Here is a 23,604-nt window from a genome sequence, read left to right on the forward strand (position 1 = left end):
TTTGGGGTCATTATTCTGCATTGTCCAAGAAGTCTTTCAACTTTTCCGACCATTTGTCAAAAATGGATTTTCTATCCTTGGCAGGAATGTTTGCTGATGTGCTGCTCACATGTTCTTGTCCTACCAAAACCTGTTCCTCTTCCTGAATATCTTCCTGTAAAACAGTATCCAAAGATGTAGTTTCCAGTGCATTCATTAAAAGACCAACGGCAGTTGCGTACAACGGACTTGCAATCTCTTCATCTGAATCCCCGGCCAAATGTTCGTTGGGGTATCCAATGCGTGTATCCATTCCGGTAATATATTCGACCAATTGCTTCAAATGTTTCAATTGGCTTCCACCTCCGGTAAGCACGATTCCGGCAATGAGTTTCTTCTTTTGCTCCTCGTGTCCATAATTCTTGATTTCCACATAAACCTGCTCAACGATCTCCACAACTCGGGCATGTATGATTTTTGATAGGTTCTTTAACGTGATTTCTTTTGGCTCCCTGCCTCTTAATCCAGGAATAGAGACAATCTCGTTATCTTTATTTTCTCCTGGCCAGGCCGAACCAAATTTTATTTTCAATAATTCCGCTTGCTTTTCAATGATGGAACAGCCTTCTTTAATATCCTCGGTGATTACATTACCACCAAAAGGTATTACAGATGTGTGACGGATAATACCATCTTTAAAAATGGCCAAATCCGTTGTTCCACCACCTATATCGATCAATGCAACACCTGCCTCTTTCTCTTCTTGGCTCAGTACCGCTTCTGCGGATGCTAAAGGTTCCAAGGTAATGTTGGAAAGGTCCAATCCTGCGCTTTTGATACATCTGCCAATATTCTTGATGGAAGACACTTGTCCGACCACAACATGGAAATTGGCTTCTAAACGGCCACCGTACATTCCTTTGGGCTCTTTGATTTCTGGCTGTCCGTCCACACGATATTCTTGTGGCAGAACATGGATAATCTCCTCACCCGGAAGCATGACCAATTTATAGACCTGGTTGCAAAGCTTTTCCAGATCATCATCATTGATAACTTCTTCTGAATCTGGTCTTGTGATATAATCGCTATGTTGTAAGCTTCTGATATGCTGTCCCGCAATACCAACTACAACGGAACCTATTTTTGTTCCAGAATTAACTTCTGCCTGTTCCACGGCTTGTTGAATTGAGGAAATAGTTTGGGTAATATTGTTGACCACACCACGGTGCACCCCTAAACTCTTGGATTTCCCAGTACCTAGAATCTCTATTTTACCATATTCATTTTCTTTACCGATAATCGCAACGATCTTGGTAGTTCCAATGTCCAATCCAACTGAATAATTACCTTGTTCCATATGTTATATTTTGGTGCAAACCACTTGATTGTCAAATTCTAGACTCACTATTGCATAGTTTTCCAAAGAATTGTCTTTGGCTGCCTTGGCGTAAAACGCCATAAAATTTTTAAACTTCTCATTCAGGTTATCAACTCCCCCCAAATTCACCACAAAATTTTCCAAGCGAAATCTAAGTTGATACTTCCCTTCTTCTTCAATATGTATGCCGATGACATTTTTCCTAAGAAAATCGTCCTCGTTGATATAATTTAAAATCGTGTAAGCATCTTCAAGACTATTACCCGTAATCTTACCTGTAATAATCGGAACCCTAGCCGAATGATTTTTGGACAAAGGCATGCGCTCTCCTAAATCATCCAAATAAAATTTAGAGACTCCCTCTATTCTTCCAATAGGCTTACGCTGAACAATTTTGGATATAAGCTCTCCATTTACAGTGAGATAGACCTGGGCGTTTTTAACCATATCGTTGGACAGAATGACTTCCTCTATGGTATTCAAAACTAATTCTTCTTTCGTCCTATTTTTTAGAGGTCCGTAATTTTGTATTAACAATTTATTAACTGCGGTCTCCGTAATGTATAGACTATTGTCTCCCAAAAAGTTGATAGAAATAGCATTCACCTTCTTATTCTTACTTCGATAATCAGCAAAACCATAGAGTCCCATTATCGCAACGGACAGAAATGATAGTTTTATGTAATTCCAATTAACTCGCATATGCCAATTCTTTTTTAATTTTTGGCACTTCCAATCCAATGTCACCCGCGCCCATTGTCACCAAAATTTTTGTTTTATTTTTTTTTATTTCACTGATTAAATCTGATTTGGGAATCAATTTCTTTTTTGGGTTATCGATTTTGTCCAATAACCATTCTGAGGTAATCCCTTTTATAGGTTCTTCTCGGGCAGGATAAATATCCAGCAGTAGGATAGCATCAAATTGAGACAAGCTGCATGCAAAATCCTCCGCGAAATCCTTAGTTCTTGAAAATAAATGGGGTTGAAAAACTGCTGTCACTTCTTCATTGGGATGCATTTCCCGTATGGCTTGATGAACTGCATTTATCTCTATAGGATGGTGTGCATAATCATCAATAAAAACAAAATCCTCTTCCTTGATTTGATAGGAAAACCTACGTTGTACTCCTTTAAAAGTGCCCAAAGCTTTGGCCAGATCCTTTGCAGCACAACCAGCCTTTTCCGCCATTGCAAAAGCGGCCAATCCATTAAGCAAATTATGCCTTCCAGGCTTATTGAAACGAACCTGTTTCAACACCTCTTTCGGGGTAATTAAATCGAATACATAAGTGCCTTGCTCAATCGAAATATTTTCAATAGAAAAATCAGAGTCATCTTCTATTCCAAAAGTTATGCCTTTAAGCGGCAACTCACTTTTTACAAATAAAACTCCTCCCGACTTTATTTTTTTGGTAAAATCCCTGAACGATTTTTGCAATTCCTCACCTGTCCCATAAATATCCAGATGATCGGCATCCATAGAGGTAATGCAAGCAATATTAGGGGATAGCTGCAAAAACGAACGATCAAACTCATCAGCCTCAACTACCGAATATTCCGTTCCCTCTAGCACAAAATTACTATTGAAATTTTCAGAAATACCCCCTAGGAAAGCTGTAAAGGGGACTTTACATTCTTGAAGCAAATGTGCCAGAATACAAGTGGTCGTAGTTTTTCCATGTGTTCCTGCTACCGCAAAACAAAATGTATCTTTTGTAATTATACCCAATACCTCGGAACGTTTTTTAATTTCATATCCATTCGCTTGGAAATAGTTCAACTCCGCATGTGTTGAAGGTACCGCCGGAGTATACACCACCAACGTATTTTCCTTGTTTTTGAAGTTTTCAGAAATTAAATGTATCGAATCTTCAAAGTGTATCGCAACTCCATTTTCAATAAGCTCATCCGTAATTGGGGAGCTTGTTCTATCATAGCCCGAAACTTCTTTACCAATATGTTTAAAATAACGGGCCAAAGCGGACATACCTATACCACCGATACCTATAAAATAGACGCTATGGATGTCCTTCAGTTTCATTTTAATAATTTTTCAATTTCGTCAGCTATGTGCTCGGTTGCTTTTGGCATGGCCAACTTTTTAATATTTGCGCTCAACTCGTTTTGTGTTACTTCAGTATTCATGAGTTCGGTGAACGTCTCTTCAAATGCTGCATCCAACTGGTTCTCTTTGAGCATTAATGCAGCATTTTCGGCTACTAACGCTTCCGCATTTTTAGTCTGATGGTCTTCCGCAACATTGGGAGATGGGATAAAAATTACCGGTTTGCCTACCAAACATAATTCTGACACCGAACCAGCGCCAGCCCTAGAAATAATGACATCCGCAGCGGTGTAAGCAAAATCCATCCGGTTTACGAACGCCAAGACTTTCACGGAATCAGCATTGCATTTTTTATATTCTTCAAAGTAGAGCTTACCACATTGCCATATAATCTGTACTTTTTGTTCTTTGAAAAAGTCTAGCTCTTTTTCAATCAATTGGTTTACCCTTCTTGCCCCCAAGCTTCCTCCTATGACCAATACGATTCTTTCCTTTGGCTCTAAATCAAAAAAACGGATTGCCTCCTCTTTTTCGACCCTTAAATCCACTAAATCCGAACGCACTGGGTTACCTGTTTTGACCACTTTTTCCTTAGGAAAAAACTTTTCCATTCCATCATAGGCAACACAAATACTTTTGGCTTTATTCGCTAGAAGTTTGTTGGTAATGCCCGCGAAAGAGTTTTGTTCCTGTAGCACATAAGATACCTTGGAACCTGCAGCCACTTTCAACAGTGGTCCACTGGCGAAGCCTCCCGTTCCGATGGCCACGTTTGGCTTAAATTGTCTCAATATTTTTCGTGCTCTCAACAAACTACTTATCAGTTTAAAGGGAAACATCAAATTTTTTAATGTCAGTTTCCTTTGCAATCCACTTATCCACAGGCCTTCTATTTTGTACCCAGCTTGCGGCACTTTTTCCATTTCCATTTTATCCTTTGCCCCAACAAACAAAAATTCGGCATTCGGATGCCTTTTTTTCAGTTCATTGGCAATTGCAATGGCAGGATAAATATGCCCTCCCGTGCCACCTCCAGAAAGTATGAATCTATAGTTGCCCACTCAATACTTCTAAAGGATTACTTTCATCTATGTCATAGGATTCCTCCTCTAAATTCTCTTTCTTATTGCTGGCACTTAGTATAATCCCAATGGCCATACAGGTCATCCAAATGGATGTTCCTCCCATACTGATCAACGGCAAGGGCTGACCTGTAACGGGAAACAATTGCACCACCACTGCCATATTTATAAAGGCTTGAAAAACGATGGGCAGACCCACACCAATCACCAATAATTTTGAAAAAATAGTCTTTGCCGAATTGGCAACGACCACAATACGGAACAGCAGCAACAGATAAAAAAACAACAAAGCACCGCCACCCAACAAACCATATTCTTCTATTATAATGGCAAAAATGAAATCTGATGTACTTTGCGATAGCATGTTTTTAATCACGCTTTTGCCCGCTCCCTTTCCTACGATTCCACCCTCAGCAATGGCGATTTTTGCCAGTGTTAGTTGATGCAAATCATCTTTTCCAGCTTTTTCCGGGCTCCAAAACGTTTCTATTCTAGATTTCCAAGTCCCTGCCCTTGAAGGCAAGACTTCTGGTGTTTTAAACAATACAAAAAGAAACATCCCAGATAGTACAATTCCCGTTGCAACCATTGCGAACAAATACTTTAATGGATATCCGCCCAAAAAACACAGCACTAAAACCAAAAAACAAACAATGGCTGCAGTGGAAAAATTTTCTGGTAAAATGAGCATAACGACCAAGGCCGTAGGTAACCACAACGGCAATATGCTTTCCTTAAAGGTGATGGCAACATCTTTTATCTTGGTCAAATAGCGTGCAATCCATATCATTAAAACAACAGATGCCAAGGTCGATGTTTGAAAATTGACGCCCACAAACGGAATCTTTATCCATCTGTTTGCCGTAACCCCTCCTATTCTGGTCTCTACCGTAAGCGTGTATGCCAAAAGAATCAAAACAATGGGCAGTGCTATAATGGAAAGCCCCTTAAAATAATGTGTAGGAATACGATGTACCGCATAGATGATACCAAACCCTAAAAATAATAGTACCGCGTGCTTGATGAGGTGCCCAAAAGTGGTACCATCATCATTTACATAAACAAGGTTTGTGCTTGCACTGTACACCGGTAAAAATGAGAAAAGCGCCAAAAGGGCCACTACGCCCCAAATAGCTTTATCACCTTTCAAATTTTTAAACACTGCCAACATTCCTATAAATTTTTTATAGCTCTTTTAAATTGATTCCCCCTATCCTCATAGTTTTCAAAAAGGTCAAAACTTGCACATGCGGGAGACAATAAAACCGAATCCCCTCGTTCTGAAATTTTATAAGCAACTTTTACCGCTTCTTCCATGGAGTACGTTTCTACCATTAATTCTATGACATTACCAAAGGCCTCTTTAAGTTTGGAGTTATCCATACCTAGACAGACGATGGCTTTCACTTTTTCCCGTACCATGGGCATTAGTTCTTTGTAATCATTGCCCTTATCAACACCACCTACTATCCAGACGATAGGCTTTTTAATTCCATCCAACGCGTAATACGTTGCGTTGACATTAGTTGCCTTGGAATCGTTGATGTATTCCACATGGTTTATTTTGAGTACTTTCTCCAACCTGTGCGGAACTCCCTGAAAGGTTTGGATACTCTGACGAATGGTCTCCTTCCTAACATTGACCAACATAGCGGCAAGACTTGCTGCCATGGTATTCTTTACATTATGCTGGCCTTCTAGGGCTAAGATATCTTTACTCATTTCCAAGGTTTTATTTTCAATGTTCATTTTTATTGTATCATTTTCGAGCCATGCTCCTTCATCTTGTTTTTCCCTTAATGAAAAGGGCACTAATTTGGATTGAACCGGATGTTTTTCCAACCATGCCGTAATTACGTTATCATCAGCATCGTAAATCAGGTAATCCTTCTCATCTTGATTCATTGCGATACGAAATTTTGAAGCGATATACTTTTCAAACTTGTAATCGTAGCGATCCAGATGATCTGGCGTTATATTGGTTATCATGGCGATATGCGGCTTAAAGTCCACAATTCCGTCCAACTGAAAACTGCTTATTTCCAAAGCATATTCATCATAACTTTGTTCGGCAACCATTTTAGCATAACTATCACCAATATTCCCTGCTACGCCAACATTTAAACCTCCTTGTTCTAACAAGTGATAGGTTAGCATTGTTGTTGTTGTCTTACCGTTGCTCCCTGTAATGCCAATAATCGTTGCATCGGTATATTTTGATGCAAATTCGATTTCGGAAATAACAGGAATTCCATCGGCCACCAATTTCTGCACTAACGGCACATTATCCGGAATACCCGGACTTTTCATGACTACGTCCGCATTTAAAATCTTAGCTTCTGTATGTCCACCTGACTCCCATTCAATCTCAAAATGTTCAAGAACCTTTTTATACTTTTCTTTTATTTCTCCTTTGTCAGAGACAAAGACTTCAAATCCTTTTTTTAGCCCTAAAATGGCCGTGCCTACACCACTTTCTCCACCACCAAGAATCACCAAACGATTCATTTACCTTACTTTTAGGGTCACGATACTTATAATGGCCAACATGATTCCGATAATCCAGAACCGGGTCACTATTTTACTTTCGTGATATAATTTTTTCTGATAATGATGATGTAATGGTGCCATTAGAAATATGCGTTTTCCTTCTCCATATTTCTTTTTTGTATGTTTAAAATATCCTACTTGAAGCATCACCGAAAGTGATTCTGCAAAAAAGATTCCACACAATAGCGGAATCAATAATTCCTTTCTCACAATAATTGCTATTACAGCGATAACCCCTCCAATAGTGAGACTCCCCGTATCTCCCATAAATACCTGTGCAGGATAGGCGTTGTACCATAAAAATCCCACCAAAGCCCCTACAAATGCAGCAATGAACACCAATAACTCTCCTACTCTGGGGATATAAAAAATATCGAGATAATCCGAAAATTGAATGTTACCGGAAACCAATGCAAAAATCCCCAAGGTCAGTACGATTATGGCAGATGACCCTGCCGCAAGACCATCTATTCCATCGGTTAGATTAGCACCGTTCGATACCGCGGTAACAATCAAAATAACTACGGGAATAAAAATCAGCCAAGCATATTTTTCAAGCCCTTCGCCTGCCCAAGAAATCCATTCTGTATAATCCAGCTCGTTATTTTTAAAGAAAGGGACATTGGTTCGTAAAGCCTTGGTTTCTTGTCCAAAAACCGTTTCCACCTTAAAGCTTTCCGTGATTCGGGTCGTGTCCTTTTCTTTTACGGTAACATCGGGATGAAAGTAAAGAACCGCTCCTACTATCAATCCCAAGACAACTTGACCTATAATTTTAAACCTTCCCTTTAGACCTTCTTTGTTTTTCTTGAAGATTTTGATATAGTCATCAATAAATCCTATAATGCCCATCCAAATCGTTGTGACTACAAGCAAAATGATGTAAATATTCATTATATCGGCAAACAATAGCACCGGTAAAAGCGTTGACATTATGATAATTAAACCACCCATTGTAGGCGTTCCCGCTTTTTGCTGCTGCCCTTCCAGACCAAGATTGCGGATACTTTCCCCAATCTGTTTTTTTTGCAAAAACAGAATAATCCGCTTTCCATAGACCATGGCAATCAGCAAGGAAAACAATACGGCCATCCCAGATCTAAACGTCTGGAACTGGAACAGTGATGCCCCAGGCAACTGATATTGATTTTCCAAATATTCGAACAAATAGTATAACATTCCTTTTATTAGATATAAGATTTGAGATATGAGAACTGAATCGTTAAAAATGAGTAGTCAGTCCTGAAGAATAGAATTTCCGAGAGCTGCTTGATCATTTTAATGTTTAACTTCATTCTTTGTTTTTTTTATTTTTCCAAGCTCATCAAAGCTTCTTTTACTTCCTTAAAATCATCAAAATCCACCCGTACACCATTCGTCTCTTGATAGGTCTCATGTCCTTTTCCCGCAACTAGAATGATATCATTGGCCATAGCCAACTTACACGCCGCTTTTATTGCTTGTTTTCTGTTCTCTACGGACAGAACTTTTCTTGTATTTTGTGCTTCTACGCCTTCCTCCATTTCTTCTATGATGACCGATGGAGATTCTGTACGCGGATTGTCCGAGGTAAAAATGGCCTGATCGCTCATTTCTGAAGCGATATGACCCATAACCGGACGCTTAGACCTATCTCTATCACCACCACACCCCACTACGGTGATGACTTTTTCATTTCCAGTCCTCAATGCATTGATAGTTACCAGTACATTTTTAAGTGCGTCCGGAGTATGGGCATAATCAACTATTGCCGTTATCTTTTCTTTGGATATAAAGTATTGAAATCTTCCGTCCACATTTTCGAGCTCACTGATAAGTTGAAGCGTCTCAAGCTTTTCTAGGCCCAGAATATCCGCTGTTGCATAAATTGCGAGGAGATTATATGCGTTAAAGTCCCCAATTAATTTAGACCATAGCTCATTGTCATCAATCTTCAACAACTGCCCATCAAACTGTTTTTCTAAAATCTGTGCCCTGTAATCTGCATAGGACTTAAGCGCATAGGTATATTTTTTGGCCTTGGTGTTCTGGAGCATCACCAATCCATTTTTATCATCAATATTAGTTAGGGCAAAGGCTGTTTTTGGCAAATCATCAAACAGTTTTTTCTTTGTATCCCTATATTCTGCAAATGTTTTATGGTAATCCAAATGATCATGGGAAAGGTTTGTGAAGATTGCTCCTGCAAAGTGTAATCCTTCGGACCTTTTTTGATGAATACCGTGGGAACTTACCTCCATAAAACAGTATTCCACTCCTTCCAAGTTCATATTGGACAAGTGTTGGTTTATGGTAAGTACATCTGGAGTAGTATGGGTAGCCTTATATTCCTTATTGTCTACCAAAACTTTGATAGTAGAAATCAATCCCACTTTAAAACCCGATTTTTTAAAAAGGTTGTATAGCAATGTGCTGACCGTTGTTTTACCATTGGTTCCTGTTATGCCCACCAATTTTAGGTTTTTTGAAGGGTTTTCATAATAATTGGCGGCAATATAGGCTAACGCACTATTGGCATTTGGAACTTTTAAATAGGTGATTCCGTTTACCAATAACTCTGGAAGCTCTTCGCATACGATTGCCTTAGCTCCAAGTTCCACCGCTTTTTGAATGTACTTATGCCCATCCGTAATCAATCCACGAATTGCTACGAACACATCATCCATTTCAACCTTACGAGAGTCAAAATGAACATGGTTGACCATTACGTTTGTATCTCCGCTAACAGCAGAAAGGCTTACACCGTACAATATGTCTTTCAATAATTTCATGAAAGTTCCAGTACTATTTTTTTTACTTTATCAATGGCAGTTCCTTGATCTATGGACTGCTTTTTCACTTTTCCATTTCCTTTTACTTCAACCTGTAACCCCAAATTTTCCAATAATGAAACGGCATCCATACCGCTCATTCCTCTTACGTTGGGCACTTCTGCATGCTTCTTCTGCACCTGCGCATAATAGCGCTCATAGTTTTGGTTCAATGTCTCATCATCAAAAGATTTTCCTTTCACTTCATTGATGATAGGGGAAGTGGCATAAATTTTTTGGGCCATGGATTTAAAAACGGGACCAGATACATCAGCACCATAATATCCAACACTCTTGTCCGGTTCGTGAATCACTACAATACATGAATACTTAGGGTTGTCCGCAGGAAAATATCCTGCAAAAGATGAAATGTAAGCTAGCTTATCGCGGTCTTTGGCCACATAGTTCTTTTGCGTTGTACCGGTTTTACCTGCCATGGAAAAACTCTTGGAATACATGCGATGCCCTGTTCCGTATTCTTTTTCTACAACATCCTTTAATAATTGCTGTGCTTTTTTAACTGTTTCCTTAGAGCAGATAGAAGAATTTAAGATTTCCTTATCAAACTTTTTTATCACTTTACTTCCTTCTCTAACGGACTTGATCAATCTTGGTTTTACCAATTCCCCATCGTTAGCAATAGCATTGTAAAAAGCCAATGTCTGTATGGGAGTAAGGGAGACTTCGTAACCATGAGACATCCATCCCAAAGAAATTCCGGACCATCCCTTGTCCCCGGGATATCTGATTACAGGGTCTCCTTCTCCAATGATAGGCAAATCCAGTTTTTTGTGAAGCCCCATATTCATGAGACGGTTTACAAATTTTCCCGGTTTTTCCTTATAGTTCTCATGAATCATTTTGGCAAAAGCCGTATTTGAAGAAACTGCAAAAGCTTTGGATAGTGATATTTTACCATAGCCGCCCCATTTCGTATCCTTTACGACTCTGTCATAAATTCTATACCTACCTTTTTCGGTATCAATTACGGTACTCGTATCCATGACTTTGTCTTCCAATGCGGCAACCATTGACATTAACTTGAACGTAGAACCAGGCTCGTGGGATTCCCCTACGGCATAGTTCAGCTTTTCATAGTAGTTGCCATTGGAGGTTATACCCAGATTTGAGATTGCCTTTATTTCACCGGTTTCGGTCTCCATGACCACGACGCATCCATGGTCGGCCTTATACTTTTCCAATTGAGCCAAAAGCTCGTGATGGGCAATATCCTGGATGTTGATATCGATGGTGGAAACTACATCTAGCCCATCTTGTGGCTCGACTATATTATCCAGGCCTACTGGTTTCCACTGGCCTTTTGCTATTTTTTGCTTTAGCCGTTTCCCTTCTTTTCCCCGCAGATATTGTTCACCAAAAGCACCGTCCAGACCTACTCTGGTGTAATATCCATTCTCGTCAACTTTTTCATAGCCGATGCTCCTAGCAGCCATTTTTCCCAAGGGATATTCGCGTACTACTCGATGTGTTTCTATAAAACCTCCTTTGTAAGGGCCCAACGAAAACAATGGGAATTGTTTTATGCGGACATAATCCAAATAATCCACATTACGGGCAACTAACTTATACCTGTTATTATTCGCTCTTGCTTTTCTAAAAAGTTGTCGGTAGTACGAAGAGGGCCTGTCAAAAAGTTTACCTAGAGAATCTGAAAGTGCAGCAACGTTGTTCTGAAAGTTTTCTTCTGAAACTGTCTTGGCATCAAAACGTATTTCATATTTGGGTACAGAAGCCGCCAATAAACTCCCATCATCAGAATATAGATTTCCCCTATTGGGCTCAATGGTGAACATTTTTTCCGTTTTGTTCAGGGCAAGCTCTTTATAATCTTCTCCCTTGATCATTTGAATGTCCACAAGCTTTACAATAACACAAATAGAGAAAACAACAAGACACCCCGCCACGAGGTATAGTCTGTTCATTATGTTTTTCTCCGTTATTGCCACTATTCTTCAGATTTTACTTTTATTTTTTGAGGAGGATTTTTTGACGGTACAATTCCCTCGTTGGCCACTATTTCCCTCAATGAGGATTCTAATTTTAATTGTTGTACCGTTGACCTGTGTTCAAAAAATTCACTCTTGAGTTTTCTGACCTCTTCGCTCAACGCTGCAATCTCATGCACTTTTTTATCGGCTCTGTGGCTACTGGAAATCATCATTGCAGCTAGAAAAGAAGCGAAAAATAAAAACATCCAATTCTTGGGGGCATCTCCGCTCACCAAGAATTTTCCTTTCAATATGTCCAACAACCCTTTTTTCATTACTTTGCTCTTTTCAACAACCTATATCCGTTCTGCAATACGGAGTTTTGCACTTCTCGCCCTATTGTTCTTAGCTATCTCATCAGCCGATGGAACAATTAACCCTCCTACTTTCTTGAGCGGCACATCAATATTTCCGTAAAAATCTTTCTCAGCTTCTCCTTCAAATCTCCCAGCTCTTATGAAGCGCTTCACCAATCTATCTTCCAAAGAATGATAACTGATCATACTCAATCTTCCACCTTTGTCCAAAACTTCTGGTGCTTGCAACAAAAATGCTTTCAGCACCTCTATTTCTTGATTTACCTCGATCCTGATTGCCTGATATATCTGGGCCAAGATTTTGTTCTCTTTCATCTTTGGCAAAAAACGCTTTAATACCACTTTCAATTCATCGGTGGTCTTTATGGGGGTTTCTAGCCTAGAGTCAATAATCGTCTTTGCCATGGCATTTGCATTCCGCAATTCACCATATTGAAACAAAACCGATGCTAAATTTTCTTGGGAGTATGTATTCACCACTTTAAACGCGGACAACTCATTGGTTCGGTTCATTCGCATATCCAAATCCGCATTGAAACGGATGGAAAAACCACGTTCTGCTTCATCAAACTGGTGGGAAGAAACTCCAAAATCTGCCAAAATTCCATCAACTTTCCGAATGCCATAGAACTTTAAAAATTGTTTGAGAAACTGAAAATTCTGATGAATCAATTGAAACCTTTCATCTTCAATTGTGTTGGCCAACGCATCTTCATCTTGGTCAAATGCAAACAGCTTACCATCTTTTCCCAGTCTTTTCAATATCTCTTTGGAGTGCCCTCCACCGCCAAAGGTGACATCTACATATACCCCATTTTCTTTTATGTTCAATCCGTCTACCGACTCTTTGAGCAATACCGGATTGTGATATGAGCTAGTCATCATCAGCAAAAATCTCTTCTGCCAAATCCGCATAGTCTTTTTCACTATCCGCCAAGACAGCCTCGTACTTGTCCTTGTTCCAAATTTCTATTTTATCAAAAACAGCATTTAGCACTACTTCTTTCCCAATCTCTGCATATTCCACAAGGTTTTTTGGTATCTGCAACCTCCCCGTATCACTATCTATACTTACTTCTTTCATCCCTGCAACAAAGTTTCTCACAAAGGCATCGTACTTTCTATTGATCTTACTTTTCTTAAGCACTTTTTGCATTAAAACATCAAACTCATTTTTTGGATAGAGTTCTAAGCACTGCTGAAAAACAGACCGCTTGATTACAAAACCTTCGTTCATTACGGGCAACAGCTGATTTTTCAAAGAGATAGGCAATATCACCCTTCCTTTGGCATCAGCTTTACAGTCATGTTGTCCTATAATATGTGTCACTAGAAATCAATTGGTTAGTAACTATAACTCAAATATATAGATTTTATTTCCACATTTCTCCACTTAAAAACACATTTGTTAATAAATTCTCCACTTTTGACTTAAAAAGTAAGTTTTTACCTTAAAAAATAGCCCAACTGTTCTTTTGGGTAGCGCAGCCAACTTTTGCAGACTTCGTAAAATCCTGATTTTTTGACGAAACAAACCTAAAATCCGTGTGGTATGAATTGCCTATATTTGCCCCTCTTAGTACCAACTAACATTTAGATGGAAGAGCAAATAATTAAAGAGGGCAAATACCGATATATTGAAATAGGTGAAGGTACGCCCATGATAATATTACACGGTCTTATGGGGGGTTTGAGCAATTTCCAAGGTGTCTCCGACTACTTTCCATCCAAAGGGTATAAAATCTTGATACCCGAGCTTCCGATTTATGATATGCCCATGCTGAAAACTACAGTCAAGAATTTTGCAAAGTTTCTTGAGGGCTTTATTGAATTTAAAGGATTGAAAGATGTGATTCTTCTCGGAAACTCGTTAGGAGGGCATATTGGCCTTTTACACACCAAAATGTTCCCAAATATGGTGAAGGCATTGGTAATTACCGGAAGTTCTGGTCTTTACGAAAGTGCAATGGGCGATGGCTACCCTAGGCGAGGTGATTACGAGTTTATTAAAAAGAAAGCTCAAAATGTTTTTTATGATCCGACTGTTGCAACAAAAGAGATTGTGGACGAAGTGTTCGCAACTGTAAACGATCGAATGAAATTGGTAAAGACCCTTGCCATAGCTAAAAGTGCCATTAGACATAACATGTCCAAAGATTTGCCCAAGATGAATACACCTGTATGTATAATCTGGGGCGAAAATGATACCGTAACCCCACCAGACGTAGCTAAAGAATTCCATGAATTACTTCCCGACTCAGATTTATTCTGGATGAAAAAATGTGGTCATGCCCCTATGATGGAACATCCAGAGGACTTTAATAAAATTCTGGAAGCTTGGCTTGAGAAAAGGGAATTCTGATTGTAGATACGAGATATTAGATTTGAGATTTCAGTTCTCAAAAATTTACCCTAAGCCATATAGATTACCAATAATTGACCATTATTTAATTTAAAATCTTGAAGTCCCGAGTTGACGCTTACCATATTTTAGTCGTCACTTTTTTACTTAAACCTGATATTTTTGTAGTGAAGTCTTTTGATATTAATCACAACTAGTAAAAACTCTAACATCTCAAATCTAACTTCTAAGCTCTTGAAACCATGAAAATATCTTCCGCCGAATTTGTAATGAGCAATTCCAATGTTGCAAAATGCCCAAATGAGCCATTGCCAGAATACGCATTTATAGGCCGCTCCAATGTTGGAAAATCTTCTTTGATCAACATGTTAATGGAGCGCAAAAGTTTAGCAAAAACTTCAGGAAGGCCGGGGAAAACCCAGCTCATAAATCACTTTAAAATAAATGGGAATTGGTTTTTGGTAGATTTACCAGGATATGGGTATGCTCGAGTTTCAAAAAAGGATAAAAAGGTTTTCCAGAAATACATCACCGAATATTTTGAGAAACGGAAACAGTTGGTCTGTGGTTTTGTTCTGGTAGATATTAGACTTGACCCACAACCTGTAGACCTGGAATTTATGGAGTGGTTGGGCACACACCAAATTCCTTTTGCCATAATTTTTACCAAAGCGGATAAATTAAAGCCCAATACCATTGAAAAACAGACCAAGACTTACCTTCAAAAGTTATTGGATGGTCTTTGGGAAGAAGCCCCATTGCATTTTGTCACATCTTCTGCAAGTCGCACAGGAAGGGAAGAACTATTGGATTACATCGAAGGCATCAACCAAGAGTTTTTTAAAGCAACCTCAAAATAATTGTCCGCAGTTAAAATTTGAAAAACTCAGGCATTTCGCTCTTTTAAAAGCCGAATCAGACCATGGGCAGTTTTTATGGTATTGAATTCTTCTGTAGGAACTAAAACTTCAAGTCCATTCTCACCTTCAATCAAAACAATGGGAAAGGTAAATTTATACCCAAATTTAGAAGCATACTTTTTGGTAAATTCATCCCTGTGCAAAAATACCATGTCATGCCGACTGTTTTGTCTAAACTTCTTCCATGTTCCATTTTCAGAGACAACCCCGTAAGTTATATCGCATAATTTACAATCGTAAGTAGAAGGTCTAAAAACTTTGTGCATACTGTCCAAGATAGCATTTCGCGCCCCGGAATCAGCATTATAGATAAAAAGGAGTTTTAACGCAGATTTCTTTTTCATAGTGTCACAAAAATACTTTTGTTTTGTCATTATTCAATAAAATAGCTTTTGCAAACAACCAAATGGTACTACAGATGAGACCAATATCTTTATATATATCTATTCTTATTTTGCTGAATTGTTACGGCACTAGTTTTGGACAATCCAAAGAAACCGTCCAATTTTCCGAGGAACTCCAAGAGCTACAAACATATTTTCATATTCCCGGAATTGCCGTACTGGTAGAAAAAAATGGTAAAACTGTATATGAGGATTATCTTGGTTACGCCAATATTGAAAATGAAACCAAGGTAGATTCTACTACACTTTTCCCCATCGCCTCATTGACCAAGATTTTTTCGGGAGTTCTTATCTTTAAACTTGCCGAAGAGGGTAAACTATCTTTAAACGACCCTATCAATAATTATCTCAACAAGAGGTCATTCAATGACTCAATTCAGATAAAACATATCCTATCCCATACATCCCAAGGGAAAATAGGGAAGAACTTTTATTATAGCTATCGTTTTGGGGCACTCACCCCTGTTATCGAAAAAGCATCGGGCCAGTCCTTCCAAGAATTCATGAGTTCCCAGATTTTCAAACCGCTCAATCTTAAAAATACTTCTCTTTTAAAGGACTCTCTTCAAATTGCACAGCACAAACTGGAAATTGCAACTCCTTATATTTTTGATGGCAATATTAAGCCGGGCTTTATTGATTTCGGTTATTCAACTTCAGCAGGAATTGTTTCCAATCTGAAGGATTTATTGATTTTCAGTAACGCTTTGGACAATAATCTTCTGATTTCTGAAGCTTCGAAGAAAACCATGTTATCGACTCCTAGTAAGCATCTACCCTATGGACACGGTATATTCAGTCAAGAGTTTGATGGAAGAAAAATACTTTGGGGCTACGGTCAGTATGATTGCTATTCAAGTTTACTTTTAAAAATTCCTGAGGAAAATCTGACCTTGATCTTACTTGCAAACAATAACTTAATGAGCGACCCTGCTCGATTGATATATGGGGACATAGGCACCTCATTATTTGCTTTGTCGTTTTTAAAGAACTATAGTTATGGACTAACACAAATACCATTATTGGAAAAGACCGAAACTCTTTATAAGAGTGATTTTATAGACTCTTTCTTTATACGGAAAAAATTTATGGCACAAGCGCTATCCGAATCGTTCCTGTCTCGTTTTGACACTGTGCACATAAACAGTAGCGCACGCTTTTTGGAAAAAGTTTTTGAAAAATTTCCAGATTATCTACAGTATTCCGATTTGAATCTTCTCCATAACCTAAGCTTCCTTAAGGATGTATCATTCTATAAGGAAATGGGAGATTTTACCATGTTCGATGATAAAATAATTGCAATTTCGAACAAGCTATTGACACAGGACAAGAGTAACCCCTATGCCAATATGTACTTAGCGACCTTTTATGATAGAAAAGGAAATATGTCAAAAGCCAGATATCATTTTGAAGCTATTGTCAATGCAAAAAACTTCTCTCCATTTTGGTACACTACCGAAGCTAATACATGGTTGAAAGAACACAAATGACATTGAAGGACTTCAACAACTAAAAATCTATTACACATTTAAAAATTTTATCTGTTAGATTCATTAGTTGTCTTTGTTCGTATATTACACCAGATAAATAATACGGTAAATGACCAATAACACTGGAAAACTCACGACAAGAATTTTCATTAAAACACTGATTATCATACACTTGTCATTAATAGCTGGGCCAATTGCATTTGCATGCTTTGCTTACTTTCAAACACAAGATGCAGTAATTGATTTCACCAATACGGATGATTCTTTTCTTCTGATTATTCCCATTTTCGCAATAGGCGCAATTTTCATGGGAAACCTTATTTATAAAAAACTTACTGCAGAAATTTCAAAAATAGCTGGGCTCAAACAAAAACTGATGCGTTTTCAGACAGCATCGCTTATCAAGTTTGCTTCAGTCGAAGCACCTGCACTTTTTTCTGTTGTTGCTTTCTATATGACAGGAAACATGGCTTTTCTATTGATATCCGTTGTTTTGATTTTCTATTTCTTTACGTTAAGACCTACTAAAGTCAAAATTGAAAATTCATTGACATTAAGAGGTGAAGAAAAAAATCAATTCAACAAACTGGACCAACCTATTTCTTAGCGAAATTTATTTCAACTCCAATTTTTCGGCAAAATAATCACAAAAATCTTTCATTGTCGCGGTCATTTTTTCATCTTGGGTAGCTTTCATAAAAGTATCGGACATGGTGACCAAAGTCTGGTGAAAAAAAATTTTCATTTCATCAACTGGCATATCTTTGGTCCATAAATCTATCTTGAGCGATTCCTTGTTTTTACTGTCCCATACCGATAGCATCATCGCCTTTGCTTCTTCATTTTCTATTCCCCCGTCTTGAGCGGACCAGTTCAATTCTTCCGGTACTCTGTTTTCGTCAAGTCCTACAACTAATTTAATTTCTGATGTATGTTCTACTGCCATCTACTTTCTAGGTTTGTAATTTGATTTTTTAAAAATTTCATCTGGGTCCAACTTTAAAAGTTGCTCTAATCTTTTAGTATTCTTGTCCATAAAGGCACGTACAATCTGCCACCCTATGTATCTACCCAACCTTCCCGGAGATTCACTATCCAATTCCAGTTGAAATTTAGAGAATGGTGCCGGGTCTAAAAATTGTCTATCCAATTTAGCATCGGTGCTATAAAGCAGTTCACGCTCTACAAAATAGCGCCAAATCTGCTCTTCGTTGGCCTTGGCCCATTCCATCTCATCTGTAGTATAGCCTATTTTTTGGGCATCAGAAATATTGGGAAGCAATTTGTCCTTAATATATAGTTCTTTACCATAATAAACCATTCTGGACAAGAAACTTCTATTTCTAGGATATTGCACTACTTTTTTGGAGAGCGCACTTGCTATATCAGAAGTCAAATATTGTTTGTCCAATCCAGCGGCAATATACTTTTGTATGCTTTTATAAAAATGATGGTCTTTTCCCAAATAATTATCCAACCCCAATAACAACAACGTGTCCGTAAGAATTACTCTATTGTTATAACCAACATCCGAAGTAACTGTTACCACATTGGGTATCTTAAATTTTGGGAAATAATACTTGATATGCTGAAACAAGGATTCAAGGTCTTCGGTTTCTTGTTCAAAATCGCCAAAGGCCTTATGCACTTCGTCTGATAATTCCGTCTGTATGGTGTCTGATAATTTGGCAATCCATAAACTATCCGGAAACTGTTCGGGAAACAGGTAGGGATACTGTAATTTTAATCTGGGAATATCTTCTGGGACGGCATTAGCAAACTCTCTATCGAATCTATTTACTTTTAAGTCAATAGCAATCTTAGAAATCTCTTCTGCTGTTTTATTTGTCTCTCCACAAGAGAAAAATGTTAGGATTATAAAGAAAAAAGAACAAGTAAATGCTGATAATCCAAAGTATTTTAACAACCTCTTCATTTTTAATACCGTAGCGTTTAAATTTACAGGGCACAAAGGTAATTTATACAATCTAAAAAAAATGCCATGAAAACTGAAAAGGTAATAACATATATTGTGGACTGGTTAAAGGACTACGCCACCAATGCAAATTGCAAGGGTTTTGTAATAGGGGTTTCCGGTGGGATAGATTCTGCGGTTACTTCTACACTTTGCGCCAAAACTGGACTGGAGTTGCTCTGCCTGGAAATGCCCATACACCAAGGTGAAAATCAAATGACCAGAGCGGATAAACATATAGATTGGCTCATAGAAAATTTTCCCAACGTTAAAAGACAACCCGTAAATCTCACTCCAGTGTTTGATGGTTTGGTCGCCGCCCTACCCAAAGTGGCAAATGAGGAAGAACGTTTTATGTCTTTGGCAAATACCCGAGCTAGATTACGTATGACAACATTATACTATTTTGCAGCACTAAACGGTTACTTGGTTGCGGGAACTGGAAACAAGGTTGAAGATTTTGGTGTAGGATTTTATACCAAGTATGGCGACGGCGGAGTAGATTTGAGTCCTATTGCCGATTTACTAAAAACCGAGGTTTATGCCCTAGGAAGTGTATTGGGCGTTAATAAAGATATTATGGATGCAGCCCCAACAGATGGGCTCTGGGGCGACAGTAGAACTGATGAAGACCAGATAGGTGCTTCTTATCCAGAATTGGAATGGGCCATGGAAATGGAAGAGCAGGGAAAAACGATTAAAGATTTTTCTGATAGAGAAAGAGAGGTCTTTGGTATATATAAAAAGTTGAATACCGCAAATAAACATAAGATGATTCCCATACCTATTTGTACCATACCAAGTGACTTAAAATGACCATTCAACGCAAAAAACCCAGTCTAAGACGAAAAAAAACCTAGAAATTCTAAGGTTTTAAGAAAAAAATCACAGTTTTACACTCTCAAATCATTAACTTGCCTCGTCGCGCCAAGTAAGTAATTAAGTACTAAACAAAGTAAAAATCAAATCAAATGATCAAAGTAATAATCGCTGACAATCATCCAATAGTTAGACTTGGCATTAAACAAGTCCTAGAAACCAGTTCAGATATTGAGGTTATTGCCGATGTTTCCGATACTTCGGAACTGTTTGAAACATTGGAGAAAGTCAGCCCAGATGTAGTAATCCTAGAAATGGACATTCCAGAAATAAATGGCATTGCTGCTCTTAGAAAACTAAAACAAGAATTTCCTAACGTTAAATCCTTAATGTTCAGTGGACAATCAGAAGATGTGTATGCATTAAGCACCATACGCGCAGGAGCATTTGGCTATTTATCCAAAACAGCAGATATCGATTACCTTGTATCTGCAGTGAAAAAAGTATCTGAAGGTAGTATGTTCATTACCAATGAATTGGCGCAACGTCTAGCATTTGATGAAGGTACACAGAAGCCAAGAAGATTCTTCAGAAAATTGTCCTCTAGAGAGGTTGAAGTGTTAAAACTTTTGGCAAGTGGAAAAAGGAACAAGGAAGTTGCCGAAGGTCTGAACTTAAATGAAAAGACCGTTAGTACATACAAGGCGCGTTTAATGAAAAAATTGAACGTAGATAATTTAGTTGACTTATTGCAACAAGCGAAAGCTTTGGAATTATATTAAATAACCAACGCAAACTGAAGAAAATCCCGAGCATTTAGTTGTTTGGGATTTTTTATGACAGGACCCGATTTAATTTGGCATTCAACAATTTGTTCAACTGCAAATAGTTCACAATTTCTTCGAGGACTTCAGAATTATCCTCTATACTTCCTTCGGTGCGTTCTTGTAGTTTCTGAATTCTGTTTTTTATCAAATAGCAACGAAGCGTAAGAATGGTCTCCCCTACCAATTGCGCAATACCCTGCCCTTTATCTTTGGGATAGATATCTTTTCGGGCCCAATCATCCAGTTTATACTTTTCCTCTTCCATTAAAATCGAGGATACCTCGCTTACCATTTCTTGGTCCAGACTAGACAGAAAGGTGTTTACAGTAAACTCTTCTGTCTCATTTAAATTCTCAATGAGTCTATAATAAATACTTCTAAACTGTTCGTTCGTTAGTTCAATCTCATCTTCTTGAAGGTCTAAATATACTTTTTCATATACCTTGGCCTCCGTAACCTCGGGTTCCAATACCAAGTCCCCTTTTTCATTCTCTTTAAGTACCAAATCTTCAAACTCTTGTTGCTGGCTCCCATAAAGAAGAAGCATTTCAATGATTTTTCGTTCCAATTCGTATTGAACATCTACCCGTTCTACGACCTGGTCATTTTTTACAACCTGAAAAGCTTTTTGTTCTTGCTTGAGTTTTTTGTTAGCATCTACAACTCCCTTTTTATCAATTTGCGCAAGGGTATTGTATAGCACTTCTTCAGATATCTGCATTATTTTTGCACACTCCTGAATGTAGATTTCCTTTTTTATTTGGTCTGGTATCTTGCTGATGCTATTTACAATATCCCTGACGGTATCAGCACGTTTTATTGGGTCATTAGCAGCTTCTTCTGCCAATAGCGAGGTTTTGAACTGGATAAAATCCTTTGCGTTCTCTTCCAGATAAAGTACCAAGTCCTCATACGTATTGTTTTTGGCAAAACTATCAGGGTCTTCGCCTTCTGGAAAGGTACAGACCTTTACGTTCATCCCCTGTTCCAGAATTAAGTCAATTCCCCTAAGTGAAGCACGCAAACCAGCTGCATCACCATCAAAAAGTACTGTAATATTTTTGGTAAGCCTGTTTATCAACCTAATCTGTTCTGGTGTCAATGCCGTACCACTGGAAGCCACTACGTTTTCGACCCCACGTTGGTACAATTGTATGACATCCGTATATCCCTCAACAAGAAAGCAGTTGTCTTCTTTGGCAATAGCCTGTTTGGCAAAGTAGATACCATAAAGCACTTTGCTCTTGTGATAGATATCGCTCTCTGGAGAGTTTAAATATTTAGCTGCTTTTTTATCATTGGTCAGAATTCGTCCGCCAAAGCCCAATACTCGTCCACTCATGGAATGTATGGGAAACAGTACACGTCCTTTAAAACGGTCGAACTTTCTGGATTCACCACCTGTTTGCTCTTTAACAATGGTCAAACCTGTCTTTTCCAAGAATTCCAGTTGATATCCTTTATCCAATGCTGTTTTGGTAAATGCATCCCACTCATCCAAACCATATCCCAGACCAAATTTCTTTATGGTTTCATCGGTAAACCCCCGTTCTTTAAAATAGGTCAGTCCAATTGCTTTTCCTGGTTGAGATTCCCAAAGGATTTCCGAGAAATATTTTTGGGCGTATTCAGAAACCAGATACATACTTTCCCTTTCATTGGCTTGCTCTTTCTGCTCATTGGTTTGCTCCGTTTCCTCAATTTCTATATTGTACTTTTTGGCGAGATACTTTATTGCTTCAGGGTAGGTAAAATGTTCGTGTTCCATTAAAAAAGCCACCACATTACCGCCTTTCCCACTACTAAAATCCTTCCAAATCTGCTTAACGGGAGATACCATAAAACTTGGGGTTCGCTCATCAGAAAAAGGACTCAGTCCCTTAAAATTGGAACCCGCTTTCTTTAATTGCACAAAATCCCCAATTACCTCCTCTAAACGAGCAGTTTCATATACTTGATCTATGGTGGACTTAGAAATCAATGCTTGAAATTAATTAGCCAGTAAAGGTAGCGAAAAAACAAAATTCTAGCTCAAAAGTGGCATCCGTCAACTGAAAAGGGGCATCCATCAAAACAACTCCTTGGATTTGAATGGATTGAACTACCTTTTTCATGAAAATTGGAGTCCAGAAACCAAAAAACGGGGCGGAACCGAAAAGCCATATGAGTAGGACAACCAACCAAATACACAGATATGAAATGGTATCTAAAAGCACTGAAACAATATGCAGATTTTAAAGGAAGGGCAAGAAGAAAGGAATATTGGATGTTTACCCTGTTCAATATAATTTTTGGCGGAATAGCCATGGCTTTGGATAATGTAACCGGTCTGGCAAAAATGGGAATTGGTCCAATCTATGGCCTATATGCCCTTGCCATGCTTATACCCAGCATTGCCGTTATCGTAAGACGCATGCATGATATTGGAAAAAAAGGATCTATGCTCTTCGTGGCGTTGATTCCCGCAATTGGATCGCTTTGGTTGCTTATCCTTTTGGTAAAGGATGGTGAGCCCACTGAAAACGATTATGGGATCAATCCTAAACTGGCAACTGCTTAATCGATTCATGCATCAACCTCTCTCCCTCCTTTTGCAACACAACCCTAAAACAAC

23 protein-coding genes are annotated in these 23,604 nt (G+C 38.4%); 7 read left to right on the forward strand and 16 right to left on the reverse strand.

Going from position 1 to position 23,604, the window contains the following annotated elements; all coding sequences use genetic code 11:
• Positions 1–10: 10 nt before the first annotated feature.
• The 12 genes from ftsA to mraZ form a co-directional block, all read right to left on the reverse strand.
• The gene (ftsA, locus tag KIM67_RS07535) at positions 11–1,336 is read right to left on the reverse strand and encodes a cell division protein FtsA (RefSeq protein WP_213830733.1); all 1,326 of its coding nucleotides are present in this window, start codon (positions 1,334–1,336) and stop codon (positions 11–13) included.
• A gap of 3 nt (positions 1,337–1,339) precedes the next feature.
• Entirely contained in the window at positions 1,340–2,059 is a 720-nt protein-coding gene (locus KIM67_RS07540; RefSeq protein WP_213830734.1) for a cell division protein FtsQ/DivIB, read from the reverse strand.
• Positions 2,049–3,401, reverse strand: coding sequence for a UDP-N-acetylmuramate--L-alanine ligase (gene murC / locus KIM67_RS07545; RefSeq protein WP_213830735.1), 1,353 nt, complete (start codon positions 3,399–3,401; stop codon positions 2,049–2,051). The genes KIM67_RS07540 and murC overlap by 11 nt, the downstream gene beginning before the upstream one ends.
• The gene (gene murG, locus KIM67_RS07550) at positions 3,398–4,486 is read right to left on the reverse strand and encodes an undecaprenyldiphospho-muramoylpentapeptide beta-N-acetylglucosaminyltransferase (RefSeq protein WP_213830736.1); all 1,089 of its coding nucleotides are present in this window, start codon (positions 4,484–4,486) and stop codon (positions 3,398–3,400) included. Before murG ends, murC begins: the two co-directional genes overlap by 4 nt.
• Positions 4,473–5,678: an FtsW/RodA/SpoVE family cell cycle protein gene (locus tag KIM67_RS07555; RefSeq protein ID WP_213830737.1), complete on the reverse strand. Its 1,206-nt coding sequence runs from the start codon at positions 5,676–5,678 to the stop codon at positions 4,473–4,475. Before KIM67_RS07555 ends, murG begins: the two co-directional genes overlap by 14 nt.
• A 2-nt stretch (positions 5,679–5,680) precedes the next feature.
• On the reverse strand, positions 5,681–7,015 hold the full coding sequence (gene murD, locus KIM67_RS07560) for a UDP-N-acetylmuramoyl-L-alanine--D-glutamate ligase (protein ID WP_213830738.1): 1,335 nt from the start codon (positions 7,013–7,015) through the stop codon (positions 5,681–5,683).
• Positions 7,016–8,236, reverse strand: a complete 1,221-nt coding sequence (gene mraY, locus KIM67_RS07565) for a phospho-N-acetylmuramoyl-pentapeptide-transferase (protein ID WP_213830739.1) — start codon at positions 8,234–8,236, stop codon at positions 7,016–7,018. It lies immediately after the preceding gene.
• Between the two features lie 128 nt (positions 8,237–8,364).
• Positions 8,365–9,828 carry a UDP-N-acetylmuramoyl-L-alanyl-D-glutamate--2,6-diaminopimelate ligase gene (locus KIM67_RS07570; protein ID WP_213830740.1) on the reverse strand — a complete coding sequence of 488 codons (1,464 nt, stop codon included), beginning with the start codon at positions 9,826–9,828 and terminating at the stop codon, positions 8,365–8,367.
• On the reverse strand, positions 9,825–11,834 hold the full coding sequence (locus KIM67_RS07575) for a penicillin-binding protein (protein WP_213830741.1): 2,010 nt from the start codon (positions 11,832–11,834) through the stop codon (positions 9,825–9,827). Before KIM67_RS07575 ends, KIM67_RS07570 begins: the two co-directional genes overlap by 4 nt.
• Complete coding sequence (locus KIM67_RS07580; protein ID WP_163416359.1) at positions 11,834–12,151, reverse strand: FtsL-like putative cell division protein; 318 nt, start codon at positions 12,149–12,151, stop codon at positions 11,834–11,836. The genes KIM67_RS07575 and KIM67_RS07580 overlap by 1 nt, the downstream gene beginning before the upstream one ends.
• A gap of 21 nt (positions 12,152–12,172) precedes the next feature.
• Entirely contained in the window at positions 12,173–13,075 is a 903-nt protein-coding gene (rsmH, locus tag KIM67_RS07585; RefSeq protein WP_213830844.1) for a 16S rRNA (cytosine(1402)-N(4))-methyltransferase RsmH, read from the reverse strand.
• A complete protein-coding gene (gene mraZ / locus KIM67_RS07590) occupies positions 13,068–13,523 on the reverse strand; it encodes a division/cell wall cluster transcriptional repressor MraZ (RefSeq protein WP_163416360.1) in 456 nt (151 codons plus the stop codon). Before mraZ ends, rsmH begins: the two co-directional genes overlap by 8 nt.
• Positions 13,524–13,790: 267 nt before the next feature.
• On the opposite strand from mraZ, the gene KIM67_RS07595 reads away from it, so the two are divergent.
• The gene (locus KIM67_RS07595; RefSeq protein ID WP_213830742.1) at positions 13,791–14,555 is read left to right on the forward strand and encodes an alpha/beta fold hydrolase; all 765 of its coding nucleotides are present in this window, start codon (positions 13,791–13,793) and stop codon (positions 14,553–14,555) included.
• 242 nt (positions 14,556–14,797) lie between these two features.
• Entirely contained in the window at positions 14,798–15,415 is a 618-nt protein-coding gene (gene yihA / locus KIM67_RS07600; RefSeq protein ID WP_213830743.1) for a ribosome biogenesis GTP-binding protein YihA/YsxC, read from the forward strand.
• 26 nt (positions 15,416–15,441) lie between these two features.
• Here the strand turns inward: yihA and KIM67_RS07605 are convergent, their stop codons facing one another.
• Positions 15,442–15,819: a GTPase gene (locus KIM67_RS07605; RefSeq protein ID WP_213830744.1), complete on the reverse strand. Its 378-nt coding sequence runs from the start codon at positions 15,817–15,819 to the stop codon at positions 15,442–15,444.
• 74 nt (positions 15,820–15,893) lie between these two features.
• Here KIM67_RS07605 and KIM67_RS07610 point away from each other — a divergent pair, with 74 nt between their 5' ends.
• Positions 15,894–17,369 carry a serine hydrolase gene (locus KIM67_RS07610; protein WP_213830745.1) on the forward strand — a complete coding sequence of 492 codons (1,476 nt, stop codon included), beginning with the start codon at positions 15,894–15,896 and terminating at the stop codon, positions 17,367–17,369.
• A gap of 109 nt (positions 17,370–17,478) precedes the next feature.
• On the forward strand, positions 17,479–17,976 hold the full coding sequence (locus KIM67_RS07615) for a hypothetical protein (RefSeq protein WP_213830746.1): 498 nt from the start codon (positions 17,479–17,481) through the stop codon (positions 17,974–17,976).
• A 6-nt stretch (positions 17,977–17,982) separates the two neighbouring features.
• Here the strand turns inward: KIM67_RS07615 and gldC are convergent, their stop codons facing one another.
• Positions 17,983–18,315: a gliding motility protein GldC gene (gene gldC, locus KIM67_RS07620; protein WP_213830747.1), complete on the reverse strand. Its 333-nt coding sequence runs from the start codon at positions 18,313–18,315 to the stop codon at positions 17,983–17,985.
• Positions 18,316–19,305, reverse strand: a complete 990-nt coding sequence (gldB, locus tag KIM67_RS07625) for a gliding motility lipoprotein GldB (protein ID WP_213830748.1) — start codon at positions 19,303–19,305, stop codon at positions 18,316–18,318. It lies immediately after the preceding gene.
• A gap of 66 nt (positions 19,306–19,371) precedes the next feature.
• On the opposite strand from gldB, the gene nadE reads away from it, so the two are divergent.
• Both nadE and KIM67_RS07635 read left to right on the forward strand, forming a co-directional pair.
• A complete protein-coding gene (gene nadE, locus KIM67_RS07630) occupies positions 19,372–20,160 on the forward strand; it encodes an NAD(+) synthase (RefSeq protein WP_213830749.1) in 789 nt (262 codons plus the stop codon).
• A gap of 155 nt (positions 20,161–20,315) precedes the next feature.
• Entirely contained in the window at positions 20,316–20,945 is a 630-nt protein-coding gene (locus tag KIM67_RS07635) for a response regulator transcription factor (protein ID WP_213830750.1), read from the forward strand.
• Between the two features lie 52 nt (positions 20,946–20,997).
• Here the strand turns inward: KIM67_RS07635 and dnaG are convergent, their stop codons facing one another.
• Positions 20,998–22,971 carry a DNA primase gene (dnaG, locus tag KIM67_RS07640; RefSeq protein ID WP_213830751.1) on the reverse strand — a complete coding sequence of 658 codons (1,974 nt, stop codon included), beginning with the start codon at positions 22,969–22,971 and terminating at the stop codon, positions 20,998–21,000.
• A 213-nt stretch (positions 22,972–23,184) separates the two neighbouring features.
• Here dnaG and KIM67_RS07645 point away from each other — a divergent pair, with 213 nt between their 5' ends.
• On the forward strand, positions 23,185–23,550 hold the full coding sequence (locus tag KIM67_RS07645) for a DUF805 domain-containing protein (protein WP_213830752.1): 366 nt from the start codon (positions 23,185–23,187) through the stop codon (positions 23,548–23,550).
• Positions 23,551–23,604 lie beyond the last annotated feature (54 nt).

Source organism: Flagellimonas sp. 389, from assembly GCF_018449435.1.
GTDB lineage: Bacteria > Bacteroidota > Bacteroidia > Flavobacteriales > Flavobacteriaceae > Flagellimonas.